Annotated in this window: 16 protein-coding genes; 5 read left to right on the top strand and 11 right to left on the bottom strand. The window is 70.3% G+C overall.

Annotated features, from left to right (window positions below; genetic code table 11):
• Positions 1-67: 67 nt before the first annotated feature.
• Both DJ019_RS10955 and DJ019_RS10950 read left to right on the top strand, forming a co-directional pair.
• Positions 68-1,657, top strand: coding sequence for an amidase (locus DJ019_RS10955; RefSeq protein WP_111276069.1), 1,590 nt, complete (start codon positions 68-70; stop codon positions 1,655-1,657).
• A 230-nt stretch (positions 1,658-1,887) separates the two neighbouring features.
• Entirely contained in the window at positions 1,888-3,177 is a 1,290-nt protein-coding gene (locus DJ019_RS10950; protein WP_338066080.1) for a glycosyltransferase, read from the top strand.
• Positions 3,178-3,201: 24 nt separating this feature from the next.
• Here DJ019_RS10950 and DJ019_RS10945 read toward each other — a convergent pair whose 3' ends face one another.
• The 3 genes from DJ019_RS10945 to DJ019_RS10935 form a co-directional block, all read right to left on the bottom strand.
• Positions 3,202-4,431 (bottom strand): acyl-CoA dehydrogenase family protein, encoded by a 1,230-nt coding sequence (locus DJ019_RS10945; protein ID WP_111276067.1) that lies wholly within the window; start codon positions 4,429-4,431, stop codon positions 3,202-3,204.
• Between the two features lie 78 nt (positions 4,432-4,509).
• Positions 4,510-5,625: an acyl-CoA dehydrogenase family protein gene (locus DJ019_RS10940; protein WP_111276066.1), complete on the bottom strand. Its 1,116-nt coding sequence runs from the start codon at positions 5,623-5,625 to the stop codon at positions 4,510-4,512.
• Between the two features lie 97 nt (positions 5,626-5,722).
• Positions 5,723-5,908 carry a hypothetical protein gene (locus tag DJ019_RS10935; protein ID WP_111276065.1) on the bottom strand — a complete coding sequence of 62 codons (186 nt, stop codon included), beginning with the start codon at positions 5,906-5,908 and terminating at the stop codon, positions 5,723-5,725.
• Between the two features lie 165 nt (positions 5,909-6,073).
• Between DJ019_RS10935 and pepN the strand changes: the two genes are divergently transcribed.
• A complete protein-coding gene (gene pepN / locus DJ019_RS10930; protein WP_111276064.1) occupies positions 6,074-8,689 on the top strand; it encodes an aminopeptidase N in 2,616 nt (871 codons plus the stop codon).
• A 92-nt stretch (positions 8,690-8,781) separates the two neighbouring features.
• On the top strand, positions 8,782-10,638 hold the full coding sequence (locus DJ019_RS10925) for a PAS domain-containing sensor histidine kinase (protein ID WP_276310006.1): 1,857 nt from the start codon (positions 8,782-8,784) through the stop codon (positions 10,636-10,638).
• On the opposite strand, the gene DJ019_RS10920 is transcribed toward DJ019_RS10925, so the two are convergent.
• The 5 genes from DJ019_RS10920 to DJ019_RS10900 form a co-directional block, all read right to left on the bottom strand.
• A complete protein-coding gene (locus tag DJ019_RS10920) occupies positions 10,585-11,079 on the bottom strand; it encodes a periplasmic heavy metal sensor (RefSeq protein ID WP_111276063.1) in 495 nt (164 codons plus the stop codon). The genes DJ019_RS10925 and DJ019_RS10920 overlap by 54 nt on opposite strands.
• Complete coding sequence (locus tag DJ019_RS10915; protein WP_111276062.1) at positions 11,076-11,495, bottom strand: hypothetical protein; 420 nt, start codon at positions 11,493-11,495, stop codon at positions 11,076-11,078. The genes DJ019_RS10920 and DJ019_RS10915 overlap by 4 nt, the downstream gene beginning before the upstream one ends.
• Complete coding sequence (locus DJ019_RS10910) at positions 11,492-12,037, bottom strand: RNA polymerase sigma factor (RefSeq protein ID WP_111276061.1); 546 nt, start codon at positions 12,035-12,037, stop codon at positions 11,492-11,494. Before DJ019_RS10910 ends, DJ019_RS10915 begins: the two co-directional genes overlap by 4 nt.
• A 29-nt stretch (positions 12,038-12,066) precedes the next feature.
• Positions 12,067-12,516: an EF-hand domain-containing protein gene (locus DJ019_RS10905; protein WP_111276060.1), complete on the bottom strand. Its 450-nt coding sequence runs from the start codon at positions 12,514-12,516 to the stop codon at positions 12,067-12,069.
• A 62-nt stretch (positions 12,517-12,578) separates the two neighbouring features.
• Positions 12,579-15,470, bottom strand: coding sequence for a bifunctional [glutamine synthetase] adenylyltransferase/[glutamine synthetase]-adenylyl-L-tyrosine phosphorylase (locus DJ019_RS10900; protein WP_111276059.1), 2,892 nt, complete (start codon positions 15,468-15,470; stop codon positions 12,579-12,581).
• A 61-nt stretch (positions 15,471-15,531) separates the two neighbouring features.
• Between DJ019_RS10900 and DJ019_RS10895 the strand changes: the two genes are divergently transcribed.
• A complete protein-coding gene (locus tag DJ019_RS10895) occupies positions 15,532-15,978 on the top strand; it encodes a DoxX family protein (protein ID WP_165843981.1) in 447 nt (148 codons plus the stop codon).
• Between the two features lie 3 nt (positions 15,979-15,981).
• Here the strand turns inward: DJ019_RS10895 and DJ019_RS10890 are convergent, their stop codons facing one another.
• From DJ019_RS10890 to DJ019_RS10880, 3 genes are all read right to left on the bottom strand, one after another.
• On the bottom strand, positions 15,982-16,683 hold the full coding sequence (locus DJ019_RS10890; RefSeq protein ID WP_111276057.1) for a hypothetical protein: 702 nt from the start codon (positions 16,681-16,683) through the stop codon (positions 15,982-15,984).
• A gap of 61 nt (positions 16,684-16,744) precedes the next feature.
• A complete protein-coding gene (locus tag DJ019_RS10885; RefSeq protein ID WP_111276258.1) occupies positions 16,745-18,145 on the bottom strand; it encodes a sensor histidine kinase in 1,401 nt (466 codons plus the stop codon).
• Between the two features lie 15 nt (positions 18,146-18,160).
• Entirely contained in the window at positions 18,161-18,832 is a 672-nt protein-coding gene (locus tag DJ019_RS10880) for a response regulator transcription factor (protein ID WP_111276056.1), read from the bottom strand.
• Between the last annotated feature and the right edge of the window lie 27 nt (positions 18,833-18,859).

Raw genomic sequence — 18,859 nt, 5'->3', positions numbered from 1 at the left:
GCCGCGTGGCGTCGCGCCCGAGCCACGATACAACCGGGCTCGCCAATGGGTTCTTTGGGAGCGTCGCATGCTGAAGGCCGCTGTTCTCGCCGGAGCGCTCGCGCTCGCCGGCCCCGGCCTCGCCCAACCCCTCAGCCCCTACGCCTCCGCCGGGGAACAGCAGGCGGCCATGAGCGACGGCCGCGTCACCTCCGAGCAGCTTGTCCGCGCCTATCTCGAGCGCATAGAGCGCATCGACCGCGCCGGCCCCAAGTTGAACGCCGTGCTGGCCCTCAACAGCCATGCGCTGGCCGACGCACGCCGGCTGGACGCGGAACGGCGCGCCGGCAAGGTCCGCGGGCCGCTGCACGGCGTCCCGATCCTGCTGAAGGACAATATCGAGTCCGCTGACGGGACGGCGACGACGGCGGGCTCGCTGGCCCTGGCGGCCAATGTCACCGGCCGCGACGCCCCGGTCGTCAAGCGCCTGACCGACGCCGGCGCAGTGATCCTCGGCAAGACCAACCTCTCGGAATGGGCCAACTTCCGCTCCACGCGGTCGATCAGCGGCTGGAGCGCCGTAGGCGGCCTCGTGCGCAACCCGTACTCCCTCGACCGAACCGCCTGCGGCTCCTCCTCGGGATCCGGCGCGGCGGTGGCCGCCGGTCTTGCGGCGGCGGCGTTGGGCACCGAGACGGACGGCTCGGTCACCTGTCCGGCCGCCATGAATGGCGTCGTTGGCCTGAAACCGACCGTGGGCCTGGTGTCCCGCGCCTACATCGTGCCGATCTCACCCGACCAGGACACCGCCGGTCCCATGACCCGCACCGTGGCGGACACCGCCGCCGTGCTGACCGCCATCGCCGGGACCGATCCGCTGGACCCGGCGACGAAGGACGCCGATGCGAGGAAGGCCGACTATCTGAAGGCCCTGAGCCGCGATGCGCTCAAGGGGGCGCGGATCGGGATCTGGCACCATTGGCGGGGCCGCTCGCCGGGGGCGGACAAGGTGTTCGACGAGGCTGTCGCCGCCCTCCGCGCCCAGGGGGCCGAGGTGGTGGAGATCAAGGGACCGGACGACGCCGTCATGGGCAAGATCGCCGAGTTGGAAGGCGACACGCTTCGCACGGAGTTCAAGGCGGCGCTGAACGCCTACCTGGCGTCGACGCCTGTCGCCGTGAAGACGCGCTCTCTCGACGACCTGATCGCCTTCAACAAGGCCGAGCCGCGCGAGACGGCCCTGTTCGGCCAGGAGATCCTCGACCAGACGGCGGCCAAGCCGCCCCTCACCGATCCGACCTACCAGGAGAAGCGCGCCACGGCGAACCGGCTCGCCCGCGAGGCGCTGGACCGGATGCTGGCGGAGAACCGACTGGACGCCATCGTCGCCCCCAGCGGCGGCCCGCCGTCCATCGTCGACCCGGTGAACGGCGGCCCCTTCTTCGGATCGCCCTCCCGGCTGCCGGCCGTCTCGGGCTACCCGCACCTGACCGTCCCCGCCGGCCATGTGAGCGGCCTGCCCGTGGGGCTCTCGTTCCTGGGCCCGGCCTGGTCGGAGGCGCGGCTGCTGGCCCTGGGCTTCGCGTTCGAACAGGCGACCCGGGCGCGGCGGGAGCCGGCCTTTCTGCCCGACGTGGCCGCCCGCCCCGAGGTCGCACGCGCTTACGATCCGCGCTGACGCAACTTCGCCGGGGCCTGCGGGTTAGACGCCTGCGGGAGGTCTCGCGCGGAGGGGTTCCATGACTTCATTGCGACCGAGGGGCCTTGAAAGCGCCGCCGTAGGCGATGACATGACGCCTGGGGCCGCTAGTATGCCCCTGCATCGAACGAAGGGCGGGACCCCTGGCCAGGATCTGGAAGAGACGCCCCCCTCGGCGCGCGACCCTCAAGGCCCTCAAGGCCAAGGTCGTGCAGCCGCCTGAGTCAGCCCGCCTGTTCACAGCCGCCGCCGACAGCATCCTCGCACGGAGATCTGGCCGCGTGTTCGACGCCTCCGCCCCCCGGTACGCCAAACTCATCCGTCTCGAGCCGGAAGCGGCCGCCAACGTGGCCGAACCGCCGGACGGCGGCTTCCACCTCGTCGACACCACGATGATGTATGCGCCGCAGTCAGGCGGCGTGAAGCGCTACCTGACGGCCAAGCGCGCCTGGCTGGCCCGGCGGCGTCCCGACGTCCGCCACAGCCTCGTGGTGCCGGGCGCCCGCACGCGCGCGGAAGCCGACGGCGTGGTGACCATAGCGGCCGCGCGCCTGCCCTTTGGCAACGGCTACCGGATGCCGGCCAGCCTGACCAAGTGGGAGGCCGTGCTGCGCCTGTTGGAGCCCGACGTGATCGAGGCTGGCGATGTCTTCGTGCCCGGCCATGCCGCGCTGTACGCGGGAGAGGCGCTGGGCGTGCCCGTGGTCGGCTTCTGCCACACCGACGCGGCGGCCCTGGCGGCCCTGCACTTCGGCGAGTGGGCCGAGGCGCCCACTTTCAGCTTCTGGGCCCAGGCCTACCAGCGCTTCGACCACGTGGTGGCGCCCAGCCGGCATATGGCCGCGCGCCTCGCCGACGCCGGCGTGACGCGGATGTCGATCCAGCAGCTCGGCGTCGACACCGCATTGTTCAACCCCTCGCGGGGCGACCGCGCCCGGCTGCTCAAGCGGCTGGACCTGCCGCCCGAGACCCGGCTGCTGGTGTTCGCGGGCCGTCCGGCGCGGGAGAAGAACATCGACTCCATGGTCGCCGCGGTGGAGCGGCTCGGCGATCCCTACAAGCTGCTGCTGGTCGGCGCCGGCAAGGACCAGAGCTGGTCGCCCAGCGTCGTCAGCCTCGACTTCGAGCGTGACCCGGTGAAGCTGGCCGGCATCCTCGCCTCGTGCGACGCGGCGCTGCACGCCAACGAGAACGAGATATTCGGCCTCTTCGTCCTGGAAGCCATGGCCTCCGGCCTGCCGGTGGTCGGCTCCCGCCAGGGCGGCGTGGGCGAGCTCATCGACGCCTCCGTGGGCCAACCGGCGGAGAATGTCGAGCCGGCCGGCCTCGCCGAGGCGATCGAGGCCCTGTTCGCCCGAGATGTCGCGGAGATCTCGAGAGCGGCGCGTCGCAGGGCCGAGACACGCCACGGCTGGGACGCCACCTTCGAGGCCCTGACCCAGCTCTACGGCCAGCTCATCGGCGGCCGGACACGACCGCCGCTGGCGATGAGCGCCTGAATCCGAACGCCTGGACGACGGGGCTCAGCGCCCCGTCGGCAGGTCCTTGAACGCCACGTCCTTGTCGACCCGGATGTCGCCGGGCAGGCCGAGCACGCGTTCGGCGATGATGTTCTTCAGGATCTCGTCGGTGCCGCCGGCGATGCGCAGGCCCGGCGCCATCATCAGCGAGGCGTGGAACGCCCCGCCCAGCGGGGCAAGGTCGGGGTCGTTGATGATCCCGTACTGATCCAGCATCTCGACGGCTGTGTTGGCCAGGTCCTGCATCTGCAGGGCCGAAACCACCTTGCCGATCGAGCTTTCCGGCCCCGGCGTCTGACCCCGGCTGAGCGCGGTCATGGTCCGGTTGCGGGTGTGCTTCAGTCCCTCGGCCTGGACATACCAGTCGGCAAGCTTCTCGCGGATGGCCTGATCCTTGATGACCGGCGCCCCGTCGAGGCCGGTGATCTGCCGCGCGGCCTCCAGGAACTGGTTCCACTGGGCGCCCGTGGCGCCGCCGACGGCGAGGCGCTCGTTCATCAGCGTCACCAGGCTGACGCGCCAGCCGTCGTTGATCGCGCCCAGCCGCTGGCTGTCCTTCACCCGCACCCCGGTGAAGAACACCTCGTTGAAGCCCGAGCCGCCCGACATCTGGTGGATCGGCCGCACCTCGATGCCCGGATCGCTCATGTCGACCCAGAACATGGTCATGCCCTTGTGCTTCGGCGCATCCGGGTCGGTGCGGGTGACGACGATGCCGAAGCTCGAGAACTGGGCCCCGGTGGTCCACACCTTCTGGCCGTCGATGATCCAGTCGCCCGACCCGTCCGGCGCGCGCACGGCGCGGGTCCGCGCAGCCGCCACGTCGGAGCCGCCGGCCGGCTCGGAGAAGAGCTGGCACCAGATCTCCTCGCCCCGCAGGGCGGGCCCGACGAACCGCTTCTTGGTGTCCTCGTCGGCGAAGGTCATCACCGTCGGCACGCACATGCCGAGACCGATCTGGAACGGGTTCGGCGGGATCGGATACTTCGCCTCTTCGGTGTTGAAGATCACCTGCTGGATCGGCGTGCCGCCCGGCCCGCCCCACTCCTTCGGCCAGGTGATCTGGGCGTAGCCCGCCGCCGCCTTCTTCGCCTGCCAGGCCTTGGACGCGGCCATCGAGCCGCCGCCCTCCATGTCCTCGAAGGTCAGGGGCGTCTTGGGCGCGTTGGCCTCGAGCCATTCGCGGACCTGGGCGCGATAGGCGGCTTCTTCCGGGCTGTCGTTGAAGTCCATTCTTCAATCTCCGTCATCCCGGCCAACGGAGCGCCGAAGGCGCGCAGGCCGAGCCGGGACCCATGTTCAATGTGCGCCTCAGGCGGCGATGTTTCTGCGCTCGAGCTGGCTGACCAGCCGCTCCTTCCAGACCCGCGGCGCGCCGGCCACGAGGGCGAGCTGGCGCGAGCGGCGATAGTAGAGGTGGGCGTCCACCTCCCAGGTGAAGCCGATGCCGCCGTGCGTCTGGATGTTCTCCTTGGCGGCGAACCAGAACGCCTCGGAAGCAGCGATCCGCGCCGCGCTCGCGGCCACCGGCAGCTCGGGCGCGTCGGTATTGAGCGCCCAGGCGCCGTAGTAGGCGTTGGACCGGGCCAGCTCGTTCTTCACATAGATGTCGGCCAGCTTGTGCTTGATCGCCTGGTAACTGGCGATCACCCGGCCGAAGGCATAGCGCTCGAGCGCATAGGCCTTGGCCATCTCCAGCGCGCGGTCGGCGCCGCCGGTTTGTTCGAAAGCCAGCAGGACCGCGGCGCGGTCGGAGATGCGCTCCAACAGGGCAAGACCCTCGCCCGCCGCGCCGAGCCGTTCGGCGGAGGCCCCCGAGAACGTCAGCTTCGCCGCGTCGCGGGTCGGATCCAGGGTCTGGAGCGCCTCCCGGGTGACGCCGCTGGACAGGTCGACGAGGAAAAGCCCGGCCTGGCCGTTCTCCTTGGCCAGCACCAGGGCGTGGGTGGCGATATCGCCGTCGGTGACCGGCAGCTTGGTCCCCGAGAGCTTGCCGCCGGAGACCGTCGCCTGCAGGTTGGCCGCCGTCACGACGCCGGGGCCTTCGGACGTCGCCACGCAGCCGATGACCTCACCCGCGGCGATCTTCGGCAGCAGGGCCGCCTTCTGCACGTCGGACCCGGCCAGCATCACCGCCTCCGCCAGGAAATAAACCGTCGAGGCGAACGGGATCGGGGCCACCACGCGGCCAAGTTCCTCGGCGATGGCGCAGAGCTCGATGTGGCCCAGGCCCAGCCCGCCGTGAGCCTCGGGGATCGCCGCGCCCAGCCAGCCCTGCTCGGCCACGGCCTTCCACAGTGCCTCGTCATAGGCCTTGGCGTCGTCGTCCAGCACCTTGCGCACGCGGCTCGTGGGGCAGTTCGCCTCCAGGAACTTGCGCGCCTCGTTCTTCAGGAACTTCTGGTCGTCGGAATAGTCGAAGTTCATCTGGGCCCTGTCCTGCCGGCGTTTCCCGGCGTGGCGTTTCCTCAATGGGCCGCAAGCATTGCGCGCCTCCGCGGCGCAAGAAAAGCGTGACCTCGCGTCAGCTCACGCCGGGTAAGAATTCATGGTCCCTGGTGAAGCGGCCGGCCATCCGTCCGCCATCCCACAGCTCGGCGCCCTGACCATCGCGCAGCAGCGGCCGGGCCCTCGCCGCGGCTTCCGCGTCGGTCCCCGCCAGGAACGTGTCGCCCAGGCGCAGGCGGCCGCCGCCATCGACGTGATACATCCGATAGGTCGCCAAACGCCCCAGCCCCAACACACAGTCCCCACCAGCACCATGGGCGCCGGCGGCGGCGGCGTCTGTCGCCTACCTGACCCCTCCGGGCGACATCTGGCGTTCGGCCCGGCTTCGCAGCCTTGGCGCCGCCTGATTGGCGAGCCTAGATGGGCCATGCGCACCGAAACGCCCCAGCCGATCCGGCTCTCCGACTACCGTCCGCCCGCGTACCTGGTGGACGACGTCCATCTCACCTTCGACCTGCAGCCGAACACCACGCGCGTCAAAGCCCGCCTCACGGTGCGCCGCAACGGCGACCACAGCGAGCCACTGGCGTTCAACGGCGAGCGGCTGAAAGCCGTATCGGTCGCGATCGACGGCCGCGTCCTGGGGGACGGCGAGTACGTGATCGACGCCGAACTCCTGACGATCCCGGCCCCGCCCGCCGCCTTCACCCTCGAGACTGAAGTCGAGATCGACCCCGAGAACAACAAGGCCCTGGAAGGCCTCTACATGTCGGGCGGCCGCTTCTGCACCCAGTGCGAGGCCGAGGGCTTTCGCAAGATCACCTTCTGGCCCGATCGGCCCGACGTCCTCTCGCGCTTCACGGTCCGCATCGAGGCCGATCGCCGGTTCCGCCACCTGCTCGCCAACGGCAACCTTGTCGAAACCGGGGAACTGCCGGGCGGGCGTCACTTCGCGGTGTGGAACGATCCGTTCCTGAAGCCCTGCTACCTGTTCGCACTCGTGGCCGGTGAGCTGGACGTGCTGGAGGATAAGCTCGTCACCAAGAGCGGCCGGACCGTCGACCTGCGCATCTACGTCGATCCCGGCATGGCGCCCCGCGCCGCCTACGCCATGGATGCGCTCAAGCGCTCGATGACGTGGGACGAGGAGGCCTATGGCCGCGAGTACGACCTCGACCTCTTCATGATCGTCGCCGTCCGCGACTTCAACTTCGGGGCCATGGAAAACAAGGGGCTGAACATCTTCAACTCCTCGCTCCTGCTGGCCGATCCGGCCACCGCTACGGACGTGGACTATGAGCGGATCGAGGCGGTCGTCGCCCACGAATATTTCCACAACTGGACCGGCAATCGGATCACCTGCCGCGACTGGTTCCAGCTCTGCCTGAAGGAGGGCCTCACCGTCTTCCGCGAACAGGGCTTCTGCGCCGACATGCGCGGCGAGGCGGTACAGCGCATCAAGGCCGTGAAGGTGCTGAGGATGCGCCAGTTCTCCGAGGATCAGGGCCCGCTGGCCCACCCGGTGCGGCCGTCCAGCTACATGAAGATCGACAACTTCTACACCGCGACCATCTACGAGAAGGGCTCGGAGGTGATCGGGATGCTGAAGACCCTGATCGGGGCGGACGCCTTCCGGAAGGGCATGGATCTCTACTTCGACCGCCACGACGGCGAGGCCACCACGGTCGAGGCCTTCATCCAGTGTTTCGCCGAAGCCTCCGGCCGGGATCTCGGCGACTTCTTCGCCTGGTACGAACAGGCCGGCACCCCGAGGATCACTCTGTCGGCGACCTATGACGAGGCCGCCCGCACCCTGGAGCTGGTCCTGACCCAGGCGACCCCGCCGAGCAACGGCCAGGAAACCAAGCGGCCGCTGCCGATCCCGGTGACGCTGGGTCTGCTGGACCACGAGGGGCGCACCCTGGCCTTCGAGCGGGACGGCCAGGCGATGGACGAGACCGTGATCGTCCTGGACCAGCCTGAGGTCAAGGTCACGCTCACCGGCGTCGACAGCCTGCCCGTGGTTTCGGCCCTGCGCGGCTTCTCGGCCCCGGTCGTCATGAAGACCGACGCCGAGCCCAAGGAGCGCTACGTCCAGCTCGCCGCCGATCCGGACCTGTTCAACAGGTGGGAGGCCGGGCAGGACCTTGCCGCCGACCTGATCCTGAGCCGCGCCGCCGGCAAGCCCAACGAGGTGGGCGAGGAGCGCTATGCCGAGGCCGTCGGCCGGGCGCTGAACGACCAGGCATCGGACAACGCCTTCAAGGCGCTGCTGCTGGCCCTCCCGGCCGAGACCGATCTCGCGCTCATGCGCAGCCCCGTCGATCCCGGCGCTCTCCACGACGCCCGCGAGGCGCTCCGGCTGCGCCTCGCCCTCCATCTCGACGCCGAGCTGCGCCGCCTGCACACCGGACTGCAGGACCTGGGCGAGTTCTCGCCCGACGCCGCCGGGGCGGGTCGCCGGGCCCTGCGCAATGCGGCGCTGGAACTGATGGCCGCCAACCCGCGCAACGACGTCGCCGACATCGCGCTTGGCCACTTCCGGGCCGCGGTGAACATGACCGACCAGATCGGGGGCCTGAACGCCCTGATGCTGATCGGCGGGCCGGCGTTCGAAGAGGCGCTGGCCGACTTCTACGCCCGCTGGAAGGACGAGCCGCTGGTCATCGACAAGTGGTTCGCCCTCCAGGGCCGCGACCCTTCCGAAACCGCGCTGGGCCGCATCCTCGGCCTGACGGCCCACCCGGCCTTCGACCAGAAGAACCCCAACCGGCTGCGGGCCCTGGTCTCCAGCTTCGCCAATTTCAATCCCGTCCGGTTCCACGATCCCAGCGGGGCCGGATACCGGTTCCTCGCCGACCAGATCATCGCCGTCGACGGCTTCAATCCCATGACCGCCGCCCGGCTCGTCGATCCGCTGGGCGGATGGCGGCGGCTGAAGCCCGAACTCGGCGCCCTGATGAAGGCTCAGCTCGAACGCATCGTCGCGGTCGAGGGACTTTCGAAGAATGTTTACGAATTGGCCACTCGGGCCCTCAACTGATGTGATTAACCCTGCGATGACCGCGGGGCCTCAATCGGTTTAGAGTGACGCACCGCCCGTCGGGGGTGCGGAACGGGAAGGGAGCAGCGGCCTTGGCCGGACGCGAGGGCCAGAGTCTCGCTGGGGTGACGCCCGAGCGGCGCGCCCATCGGCGTGCGCCGTCCGCGCGACGCTATTCCCGGCCGGCCATCTTCGTGATCATCGGCCTGCTGGCGATCATCGCCGGGCTGGGCGTGCCCCGGTTCGTCCACCTCGCGCCGCAGGCCGTCGAACTGGTGGCCTGGTTCCTCGTCCCGCTTGGCGCAGCGATCGCCCTGGGGGTGCTGCTGATCCTGGAGATGCGACGCCTGGAGCGCGTTCAGGCCGCGCGCACGGATTCAGAACAGCGGTTCCGCATGGCGGTCGAGGCCGCGCGCTGCGGCATCTGGGAATGGGACCTGGCCACCGACAAGATCTTCATGTCCGAGGTCACCGCCGCGCTGTTCGGCTGGCGGACCGGCCTCGTGGACGGCCAGCAGGTCCTGGAACGCGTGGCTCCAGGCCATCGCGACGACATGCGCGAGGCGCTGTCCACGGCGGCCATCTATGGCGACTTCGACGTCTCGTTCCGGGTGCCGCCCCTGGCCGGCGCGCGGCCGGTCTGGATCGACTTCCGCGGCCGGGGCTTCGGCGAGAGCCCGGAGGGCGGCTTCGCCCGCATCATCGGCGTCGCCCTGGACGTCACCGAGGAGCGCCTGGCTCAGGCGCGGGCCCAATCCGCCGAGGGCCGGCTGCGCGACGCCATCGAAAGCACGTCCGAAGCCTTCGTCCTGTGGGACCGCAACGGCCGGCTGGTGATGTGCAACAAGAACTTCCGCAGCTACTTCCAGCTCGAAGCGGACCTGCTGCGCACCGGCGTCGGCCGCGAGCAGGTGGAACGGGCCGCCCGCCTGGCCATCCGCCAGGAGTATCCGGCCCCCGGCGGACGCCGCGGCGTCCGCGAGGCGGAACTGACCGACGGGCGCTGGGTGCAGATCTCCGAGCGCCCCACCGCCGAGGGCGGCCTCGTGGTCACGGCCGCCGACATCACCGTCCTGAAGACCCAGGAGGAGGCGCGCCGGATCAAGGAGGAAGAGCTCCGCCGCGCGGTCATCAACCTGGAGCAGAGCCAGGAGCAGCTCTCCGAACTGGCCCGCAAGTACGAGGCCGAGAAGATCCGCGCCGAGGGCGCCAGCGCCGCCAAGAGCGAGTTCCTGGCCAACATGAGCCACGAGCTGCGGACCCCGCTGAACGCCATCAACGGCTTCTCCGAGATAATGTCGGCCGAGATGTACGGGCCGCTGGGCGATCCCCGCTACCGGGACTATGCCCGTGACATCCTGAGTTCGGGCCAGCACCTGCTGGCGCTGATCAACGACATCCTCGACATGTCGAAGATCGAGGCCGGCAAGTTCACCCTGCGGTTCGAGCCCGTCTCCGTCGAGGAGATCGCCGAGGACGCCCTGCGACTGGTGCGCAACCGAGCCGAGGCCGCCGGGCTGAGCATCGGCGTCGACTTCGGCGACCTGCCGGACGTGGAGGCCGACTACCGCGCCGTGAAGCAGGTCCTGCTGAACCTGCTGTCCAACGCCGTGAAGTTCACGCCGCGCGGCGGTCGGGTGGTCGTCCGCGCCGAGCTGCGCGACGATCCCCTGGGGCAGCGGGTGAAGGTGAGCGTGCAGGACACGGGCATCGGCATCTCTGCGGACGATCTGGAGCGGCTGGCCCGCCCGTTCGAACAGGTGGAGAGCCAGCATTCCAAGACCACCCAGGGCACCGGCCTGGGGCTGGCGCTCACGAAGGCCCTGGTGGAGATGCACGGCGGTCTGCTGGACCTGAAGAGCGCGCCGGGCCAGGGAACCACCGCCAGCTTCGCCCTACCCGTCCGGCAGAGCCGCCCGTCGGCGATCAGCGGCGCCGCCGCGGCCTAGAGCCGGGCGAGCCAGCGCCTCTCCAAAACGCGCACGTTCCTCGGCGGGCAGCCCGGCCGCAAAGTCGACGATCCTCCGGTCCATCGCCACGCGCGCCTCGTACTCAAGCGAGCGAGCCCGCTTCAGCTTGGCGAAGGCGCCGTCCGGATCGAAGGGCTCGTGGCCAAATCCCTGCATCGTCTCGCGCGCCAGCCGGCGCGCCTCCCGCCCCTTGGGAACGGCTTCGCGCAGGTAGGCGGGACTGCCGGCCCGCCAGGCGGACTGGGCCTCGGGCGACAGGTCGCGAACGGCCAGGGCCACCGGGTTGCGGCCCCGCGCCGGCGGCTCGTGGGAGCCGCCTCGCCCCCCCGCCAAATGCGAGCCGAGGAAGGCGCCGCCGATGAAGACATTGAGGGCCAGCGAGACAAACAGCCCGCCTGCCAGAAGCGTCGTCCGGTTCATCCCGCGCCCTCGTCGAGATAGAGACTGAATTCATCGTCGGCCGCGGTCATCAGCGCCTCGCCCCCGCCCTGTGGCGCAGCCAGCTGCATGCCGAGCATGACGCCGGCGGCGCAGGCGGCGGCCAGGCCCGCTCCCAGGCCCGCGGGCGCGAGCCAAGCCGGCCACCGCGGCCGCGCCCGGGGCGCGCCGGCGACGATCCGGTCGACAAGTGCGCCGGACGCGACCGGCAGGGCGGCCGAGGCCAGCATGGCGTCCAGTTCGTCGGCGCGCGCCAGGACCCGCCCGGTCCATGCAGGATCGGCGGCGATCAGCCGCGAAGCCTCGGTCCGCTCGGCGGTCGGCCAGCGATCCACATTCCCGCCGAAGGCCTCGGCCAGGGTTTCAAAACGTTCCGGAGTCATGCCGTCCCTGGTCATGCGTCCTCCTTCAGATCCATCAACGCCGCGCGCAGCGAGCGGCGCCCCCGGCCCAGCAGGCTCTCCAGCGCCTCGACGCTGACGCCCATCACATCAGCCGCCTCGATGTTGCCCAGCTCCTGATAGTGGCAGAGCACGATGGCCTCGCGCTGCCGATCGGGCAGCCGGCCCAGCGCCTCGGCTACGCGGCGTCCAGCGTCGAGCGCCTGCAGTCCCCTGTCCGGCCCGGGGCCCTCGTCTGCCTGTTCGGGCGGATTCGCGGTGGCCACCTCGCGGCGGCGACGGAGGCGGTCGTAGCAGAGATTCAGAGCCACCCGGTGCAGCCACGTGTCGAAACGCGCCGCACCGGGGCGCCACTTGGGCGCCTGCTTCCAGATCCGCACAAAGGCTTCCTGCGCCACGTCCTCGGCCTCGGATGGATCGGACAACATCCGCCCGGCGAGCGAGAGCAGCCGCGGCAGCTTGCGCGCCACGAGCGCGCGCGCCGCCGCCGGATCGCCGGCCGCGACGCGCGACAGGAGCTCGTCGTCGGAGTCTCCCAAACCTGGCCTCGACCGAAAGGGCGGCCGGGCTATCGGGGCCCCGGACCGCCACGCATCTTCTGCCGCATTGTGAGCAGCTCCTCCTTCGAGAGCCAGCCGTCCTTGTTGGCGTCCATCGCCTGGAACTGGCGCTCGGCGCCGGCGGAGAGTTCGGCGCGGGTCACGGCGCCATCCTTGTCGCCGTCGAAGCGCATCACCATGCCGCCGGGGCCGTGGCCGCGGCCCTTTCGACCCATGGACTCCGCCTGCTTGTGAGCGGCGTCAGCCTCGGCCTGGGTGACCTTGCCGTCCTTGTCGGCGTCGAGCCTCGCGAACATCCGGTCCTGGCGTTCGGCGCGGGCGGCCTTGAACTCGGCGAGCGTCACCTTGCCGTCGCTGTCCCGGTCGAAGTTCGGGCGCTCGCGCCCCGGCCCGGGCTGGGCCTGCGCGGTGGTCGAGATCAGCGCCGCCGCGGCGGCGAAGAGAAGAAAGCGGTTCATGTAGCCTCGGGTGTCAAAACGCCCCCTGACCTCTTCCACGCAGCAACGTGGGAATTCCGTCGTCAGGCCTTCACCACCTCGAGATAGGCGGCGCGGGCGGCGGCCTGCGCCTCCGCGAGCCGCTTGCCCAGCGACTTGAACGTCTTCACCTCGCCGGCCCGCGCCAGCAAGGCCTGCAGCGCCTTGGGCTCCTGGGCCGGATCGGCGTCGTCTCCCAGGGCGACCTTCAGAAGCTGGGTCAGGTTCTGCTGCAGCCGCCAGGCGTCGGCGAGCGCCGCCAGCGACTTCTCGCCGACGAAGCCGGCCGCGCCCACCGCCTCCAGCGCCTGGGCGGTGTTGGGAGCCAGCGGGCCGCCATCCGCGGCGTGGGCCAGCTGCAGGAACTGCACGGCGAACTCGATGTCCACAAGGCCGCCGGGACTGAGCTTGAGGTCCCAATCCCCCTTGGGCGGCCGCTCGCGCTCCAGCAGCTCGCGCATCTCACGGACGTCGCGAACGGTGGCCTTGCGGTCCCGGGGCCGGCGCAGCGCGCGCTCCACGGCGGCCCGGGCATCGGCGGCGAAGGCGTCGGACGTGGCCCAGACGACCCGCGCCCGGGTCAGCGCCAGGAACTCCCAGGTTTCCGCCTCGCCCTCGTAGTAGCGGTCGAAGGCCGACGCGCTCACCGCCACCGGGCCCTTGGTGCCCGACGGCCGAAGTTGCATGTCGACCTCGTAGAGCTGCCCTTCCGCCGTGGGACTGGACAGCGCCGCGATCAGCCGCTGGGTGAAGCGGCCGTAGAAGGCCGAAGCGTCCCAGCCCTTGAGCTCCGACATCGCGGCCGGGTCGGCGGCCCGGTAGAGCGTCATGAGGTCCAGGTCGGACGAGGCGCTCATCTCCCGCGATCCGCACTTGCCCAGCGCGACCACCGCCACCTCGCCGGGGAAGGCTCCGCCCATCCGCACCGCCTCGGCCAGCGCCGCCGGCGCCAGCACCTCGATGCACAGGTCGGCGAGGTCCGCGAACGCCCGGCCGGCGACCTCGGCCGTCGCGGCGCCGCTCATCACCTGCACGCCGACGCGGAACGCCTGCTCGCGATGCACCCGCCGCACCACGTCCATGGCGGCTTCGAATCCGTCGGCGCGCGCCACGGCCCGCTGCATATCGGCGCGCTCGTTCTCGATCTCGATCGGCGAGAAGAAGTCCGGGTCGAGCATGGCGTCGATCGCCGCCGGCCGCCGCGCCAGGGTGTTGGCGAGGCGCGGGGCGAAGGCCAGCACCTGGACCACCAGTTCGAACAGCTTCGGCTGGGCCAGGAACAGCGACTGGAGCTGCACGCCGGTCGTCAGGCCGCCGAAGAAGTCGCAGAAGCGGTTGAACGCCGCGTCCGGCGCGCCCGTCGCATGGGCCGCCTCCAGCAGGCGCGGCGCGAGGCGGGTGAACAGCTCCCGGCCCCGCTCGGTCCGCGTCGCGGCCACGTGGCCGTGGTGCCAGCTTCGGATGGTCTGCGACACCCAGGGTGGGTTGGTGAAGCCCATTCGGGCGATGGTGGCCAGGGTCTCGGGGTCGTCGTCGACGCCGGTGAACACCAGGCTGCCGAACCGCGACGAGAGCTGCTCTTCCTCGGCGAACAGCTCGCCGTAGCGGGCGTTGACGGTCTTCAGCGTCCGCGTGATCCGCGCGTCGAAGCTGCGCAGCGGCTCGGAGCCAGTCAGGGCCGCGACGCGCCGTCGATCGTTGTCGGACTCCGGCAGCTTGTGCGTCTGCTCGTCCTCCAGCATCTGGATGCGGTGCTCGACGGCCCGGAGCAGATGGTAGCTCTCCGTCAGGTCGTGCGCGGCCGCGTCCGTCACGTGGCCCGCCGCCCTGAGCGCCTCAAGGGCGTCCAGCGTCCGCGGACTGCGCAGCTCGGGGTGTCGACCGCCCAGGATGAGCTGCTGCGTCTGGACGTAGAACTCGATCTCGCGGATGCCGCCCCGCCCCAGCTTCAGGTCGACGCCCTTGGCCGAGACCCGCTCGTCGACCTTGTGGGCGTGGATCTGGCGCTTGATGGAATGGATGTCGGCGATGGCCGCGAAGTCGAGGTTCTTGCGCCATATGTAGGGGATGAGTTCGCCGAGGAAGGCGCGCGCCGCTGTCAGGTCTCCGGCGCACGGCCGAGCCTTGATGAAGGCCGCGCGCTCCCAGTTCTGGCCCACGGTCTCGTAGTACTCCAGGGCCGCCGGCGTCGACACCGCCGGCGGCGTCGACGAGGGGTCGGGCCTGAGGCGCAGGTCCATGCGGAAGACATAGCCATCCGAGGTCTTGGCCTGCATCAGTTCGGATACGCGATGCGTCAGCCGCACGGCGAAAGCCTGGAGTTCCACGCCCTCGCCGATCACCTCGACCAGCACTTCGGGATCGAAGAAGACCGAGACGTCGATGTCGCTGGAGTAGTTCAGCTCGAACGCGCCCTGCTTGCCCATGGCGATGCAAAACCAGCCCGGCACGGGTCCCTGTTCGCCCTCGCCCAGGCGCTTCAGGCGTCCGGCATCGACCTCGCCGCGCGCCGCCGACATCAGCGACGCCGCCACCGCCGCGTCGGCGAAGCGGGTCAGGGCGCCGGTCACCTGGTCCAGGTCCCAGACGCCACCCAGGTCGGCCACGGCGGTCAGCAGGTGGAGCTCCTGCTTCAGCAGCCTGAGCGGCGCCTGGGCCTGATCGGGCAGCAGTTCCCCCACCGCCGCCGTACGCGCCAGGATGTCCTCCAGGCGCCGATCGGGATCGCTGGCCAGCAGGTCGGCCAGCCGCTGAGGATTTCGGCGCGCGAGGCCCGCCAGATAGGCCGAGGCGCCGAACACCGGCTCCAGGGCGGGCCAGGCGCGCTCCAGCTCCGGAGACCATACGGCGTCCGCGACGATCTCCCGCGCCCGCTCGGCCGCCCGCGCGTCCAGCACCGGGCCGCAAGGGCGGAGGGCGTCGGCGATTACGGACATTTAAGTCGACCTCATGGCGTGCGCGTCCTCAACCTCGCCCATCTGCCAGGGGGGCGCACGCGTGAACATCTCGAGACTGGTTCGGCTGGACGGTCTCGCCAGGGGCGCCGACGCCGCGCTGCTGGCGCTGCGCATCGGCGTGGGCGGGTTCCTGGTCTGGGGCGTCTGGGACAACATCACCAGCGCCGAGCATATGCAGAAGTTCGTCGCCTTCCTGAAGCAGTTTGGCTTCCCCTACCCCGAGCTGCTCGCGCCGTTCGACGGCGGTCTTCAGTTCGCCTGCGGCCTGGCGTTCATCCTCGGCGCCTTGACCCGCTGGGCCGGCCTGCTCTGCGCCGCGAACTTCGTGGTGGCGATCGCCATGGTGGACCACCATGCCGGCCTGCGGGCCTCGTTCCCGTCGCTGGCGCTGGTGCTGATCGGCCTGCTCCTGGCGACTCACGGCCCGGGCCGCTTCGCCGTCGACGGACTGGTCTGGCGGCGGCGGGCGGGCCTCCAGCGCCGCTGAAGCCTACCAGCAGTACCTGGCGTCAGCGCCGTTCTGCTGTCGCGCCGCCCGGAGGGCCGCCACCTTCTTCGGATCGGAGAGATAGGCACGCTCCTCGGCCACCTCCTTGCGGAGCCCGGCGATCGACCGCGCCAGGTTCGCCCGCCGGTCGCCGCGAAGGGCCGGAAGCCTGTCCGAGAAGATTACCTGATAGGGATGTTGCTCCACCCAATCGACCGCTCGCACGCGGGCGGCCTGCTGCTTGCCGACGTCGCAGAAGGCGTAGCCGTTGATGGACGGCCCGGCGAGATAGGCGAAGTTCTTCACCGCCTCCTCGGCGCCGCCGAAGGCCGGCCCCGAGACATCGATGGTGTCGGACAGCGTGCTCCAGCGGTCCTTTGCCACGTAGAACCAGAAGACGGAGTCGTCGCGCAGGCCCACGTCGTACAGGCGGATCGCCAGGACCATCATGGTCATGGGGGTGATGAGTTCCGGATGGGCGAGCACCTTGTCGCGCGCGGCCGCCACATCCTCGCGCCGGTCCGACTGGAGCAAGGCGTCGAAGTCGCGTCCGACCTGGACCATCCGGCGGCCACCGGACAGGATGCCGGCGTCGTAGTAGGGATGAACCATCACATCGATGATCTTCACCGGCTCGGACGCCGCGGCTGAAGGCGCGGCGAGGACAAGCGCCACCGCCATCAGGCGCACTAGGATCTTTCGCATCGATTGTTCCCCACAACTGCGGCGACAGCTTTAGCGCGGCGCACGCGAACCGGCGAGTGCGTCAGGCCCTGGGCAGAATGAAGGCCACGCGCAGGCCCGGGCCCATCTCGCCGACCTTGCCAGGTCCCTCGGACAGTTCCAGCCGGCCACCGTGCGCCTCGGCCACCGCGCCGACCAGTGACAGCCCAAGGCCCGCGCCGGGCTCGTTCCGGCTGTTCTCCAGGCGAACGAACCGCTGGATGACGCGCTCGCGGTCCTCCTCGGGTACGCCGGGGCCGGTGTCGGTCACCGAGAACTCCACCTCGCCCGAGGAGCGCCGCCGCACCCGCAGCATGATCGCCCCGCCCGCCGGCGTGTACTTCACGGCGTTGTCGAGGATGTTGGCCAGGGCCTGGGCCAGGAACTCGCGGTTGCCGCGCACCGTCAGGTCCTTGGCGAGCTCGGCCGAGAAGTCGATGTCCTTCTCCTCGCAGAAGGGTTCGTAGAGTTCGGCGATGTCGGCGGCCAGATCGGCGGGGTCGAACAGCACCGGGTCGGGCGCGGCGCCGGCGGCCTGCAGCCGAGCGATCGACAGCACGGCGCCGAAGGTCTTCAGCACCCCGTCGGTGTCCTCCAGCGCCTGGGCCAGGGCCTGGGTCGGGTCGCCCTTGCCGGACTCCACGTCCAGATAGGCCGTTTCCAGCCGCGCCCGCAGGCGGGTCAGCGGCGAGCGCAGGTCGTGGGCGATGGCGTCTCCGGCGTGCTTGTGTCCGGCCATGGATCGCTCGAGACGATCCAACATCTCGTTCACGCCCTGCGCCAGCTCGTCGAACTCGTCCTTGGCCCCCCGAACCCGGGCGCGCACACCCTGTTCGCCGTTGCGCACCCGCTCCACCACCTCGATCAGGTTGACCATCGTGCGCGAGACGTTGCGGCTGACCAGCAGGCCGCCGCCCAGTCCCAGCAGGACCACCAGGGCCACCGAGGCCCACAGCGCCCGCGAGACGCGCGCCACATAGGCCTCGTCCTCGCCCGCGTCGGCGCCGACGAAGAGGATCTCCCCGCCGTGGAGCTGCTGCTGCATGCCGCGCGCGGGGTGCTTCACCTCGCGGCCGTCCGGAGTCTCGTCGGTCACCTGGAACGTCGCCCAGGCCGGGGCGCCGGTGAAGTTCTCGACCGGACTCTCCTCGATGGAGCCCGAGATGCGGCGGCCGTCCTTGGTCAGCAACAGGTAGAGGAACGGCTTCTCGCTGGCGGCCCGTTCGATCAGCGACTGGTTGACGGCATCGACGCCCGCACGGTCGTAGACATCCACCAGGGAACGCATCTCGCGAACGATCTCGCGCTCGGTCCGCCGCGTCGCCTCGCCGGCCGTCGCCACGTAGATGTAGGCCAGGAAGGCGAACGCGGCGCTCGCGAACAGCATCACGAACAGCAGCGTCAGCCGGAACGGCGTGGTGCGGAAGATGCGGGGCAGGCGCACCGCCATGGCGCGCGCTTAGGCGTCCAGCCGGTAGCCCGCGCCCCGCACGGTCTGCAGCATCGGGCGGTCAAAGCCCTTGTCGATCTTGGACCGCAGCCGCGAAATGTGGACGTCGATGACGTTGGTCTGCGGGTCGAAGTGGTAGTGCCAGACCTTCTCCAACAGCATGGTGCGGGTCACCGACTGGCCGGCGTGGCGCATCATGAATTCCAGGAGCTGGAACTCGCGAGGCTGGAGGTCGATCTCCTTGCCTTGGCGGTGCACCGTGCGGGCGATGAGGTCCATCTCCAGCTCGCCCACCTTCAGCAGGGTCTGGACCGAACCGGTGTCGCGACGGCGAGCCAGGGCCTCGATGCGCGCGATCAGCTCGGCGAAGGCATAGGGCTTCACGAGATAGTCGTCGGCGCCCGCCTGCAAGCCATCCACCCGGTCGCCCACTTCGCCCAGGGCCGAAAGGAACAGCACCGGGGTGCGGTCGCCCTCGCGACGCAGAGTCTCGACGAGTTGGACGCCGTTCATCCGCGGCATCATGCGATCGACGATCATCACGTCGAACTCGCCCGCTCGGGCCGCAGCGAGGCCTTCCTCGCCATCGGCGCCACGGGCGCACTCATGGCCGACCTCGGTCAGGCCCCGCGCCATGGCCTCGGCCGCCTCGAGGTCGTCCTCGACGATCAGGATCCGCATCTGATTCCCCGCCCCTGCTGAGTGGGG

The sequence above is a fragment of the Phenylobacterium kunshanense genome (genome assembly GCF_003254525.1).
GTDB classification, from domain to species: domain Bacteria; phylum Pseudomonadota; class Alphaproteobacteria; order Caulobacterales; family Caulobacteraceae; genus Phenylobacterium; species Phenylobacterium kunshanense.
This window is presented reverse-complemented; position numbering and strand designations above follow the sequence as displayed.

What these genes read in the sequence shown, in the direction of transcription:
- DJ019_RS10955 (WP_111276069.1), top strand. Translation starts at nt 68, where the DNA reads ATGCTGAAGGCCGCTGTTCTCGCCGGAGCGCTCGCGCTCGCCGGCCCC.
- DJ019_RS10945 (WP_111276067.1), bottom strand. Translation starts at nt 4,431, where the DNA reads ATGGACTTCAACGACAGCCCGGAAGAAGCCGCCTATCGCGCCCAGGTC.
- DJ019_RS10940 (WP_111276066.1), bottom strand. Translation starts at nt 5,625, where the DNA reads ATGAACTTCGACTATTCCGACGACCAGAAGTTCCTGAAGAACGAGGCG.
- DJ019_RS10935 (WP_111276065.1), bottom strand. Translation starts at nt 5,908, where the DNA reads ATGTATCACGTCGATGGCGGCGGCCGCCTGCGCCTGGGCGACACGTTC.
- pepN (WP_111276064.1), top strand. Translation starts at nt 6,074, where the DNA reads ATGCGCACCGAAACGCCCCAGCCGATCCGGCTCTCCGACTACCGTCCG.
- DJ019_RS10920 (WP_111276063.1), bottom strand. Translation starts at nt 11,079, where the DNA reads ATGAACCGGACGACGCTTCTGGCAGGCGGGCTGTTTGTCTCGCTGGCC.
- DJ019_RS10915 (WP_111276062.1), bottom strand. Translation starts at nt 11,495, where the DNA reads ATGACCAGGGACGGCATGACTCCGGAACGTTTTGAAACCCTGGCCGAG.
- DJ019_RS10905 (WP_111276060.1), bottom strand. Translation starts at nt 12,516, where the DNA reads ATGAACCGCTTTCTTCTCTTCGCCGCCGCGGCGGCGCTGATCTCGACC.
- DJ019_RS10900 (WP_111276059.1), bottom strand. Translation starts at nt 15,470, where the DNA reads ATGTCCGTAATCGCCGACGCCCTCCGCCCTTGCGGCCCGGTGCTGGAC.
- DJ019_RS10890 (WP_111276057.1), bottom strand. Translation starts at nt 16,683, where the DNA reads ATGCGAAAGATCCTAGTGCGCCTGATGGCGGTGGCGCTTGTCCTCGCC.
- DJ019_RS10880 (WP_111276056.1), bottom strand. Translation starts at nt 18,832, where the DNA reads ATGCGGATCCTGATCGTCGAGGACGACCTCGAGGCGGCCGAGGCCATG.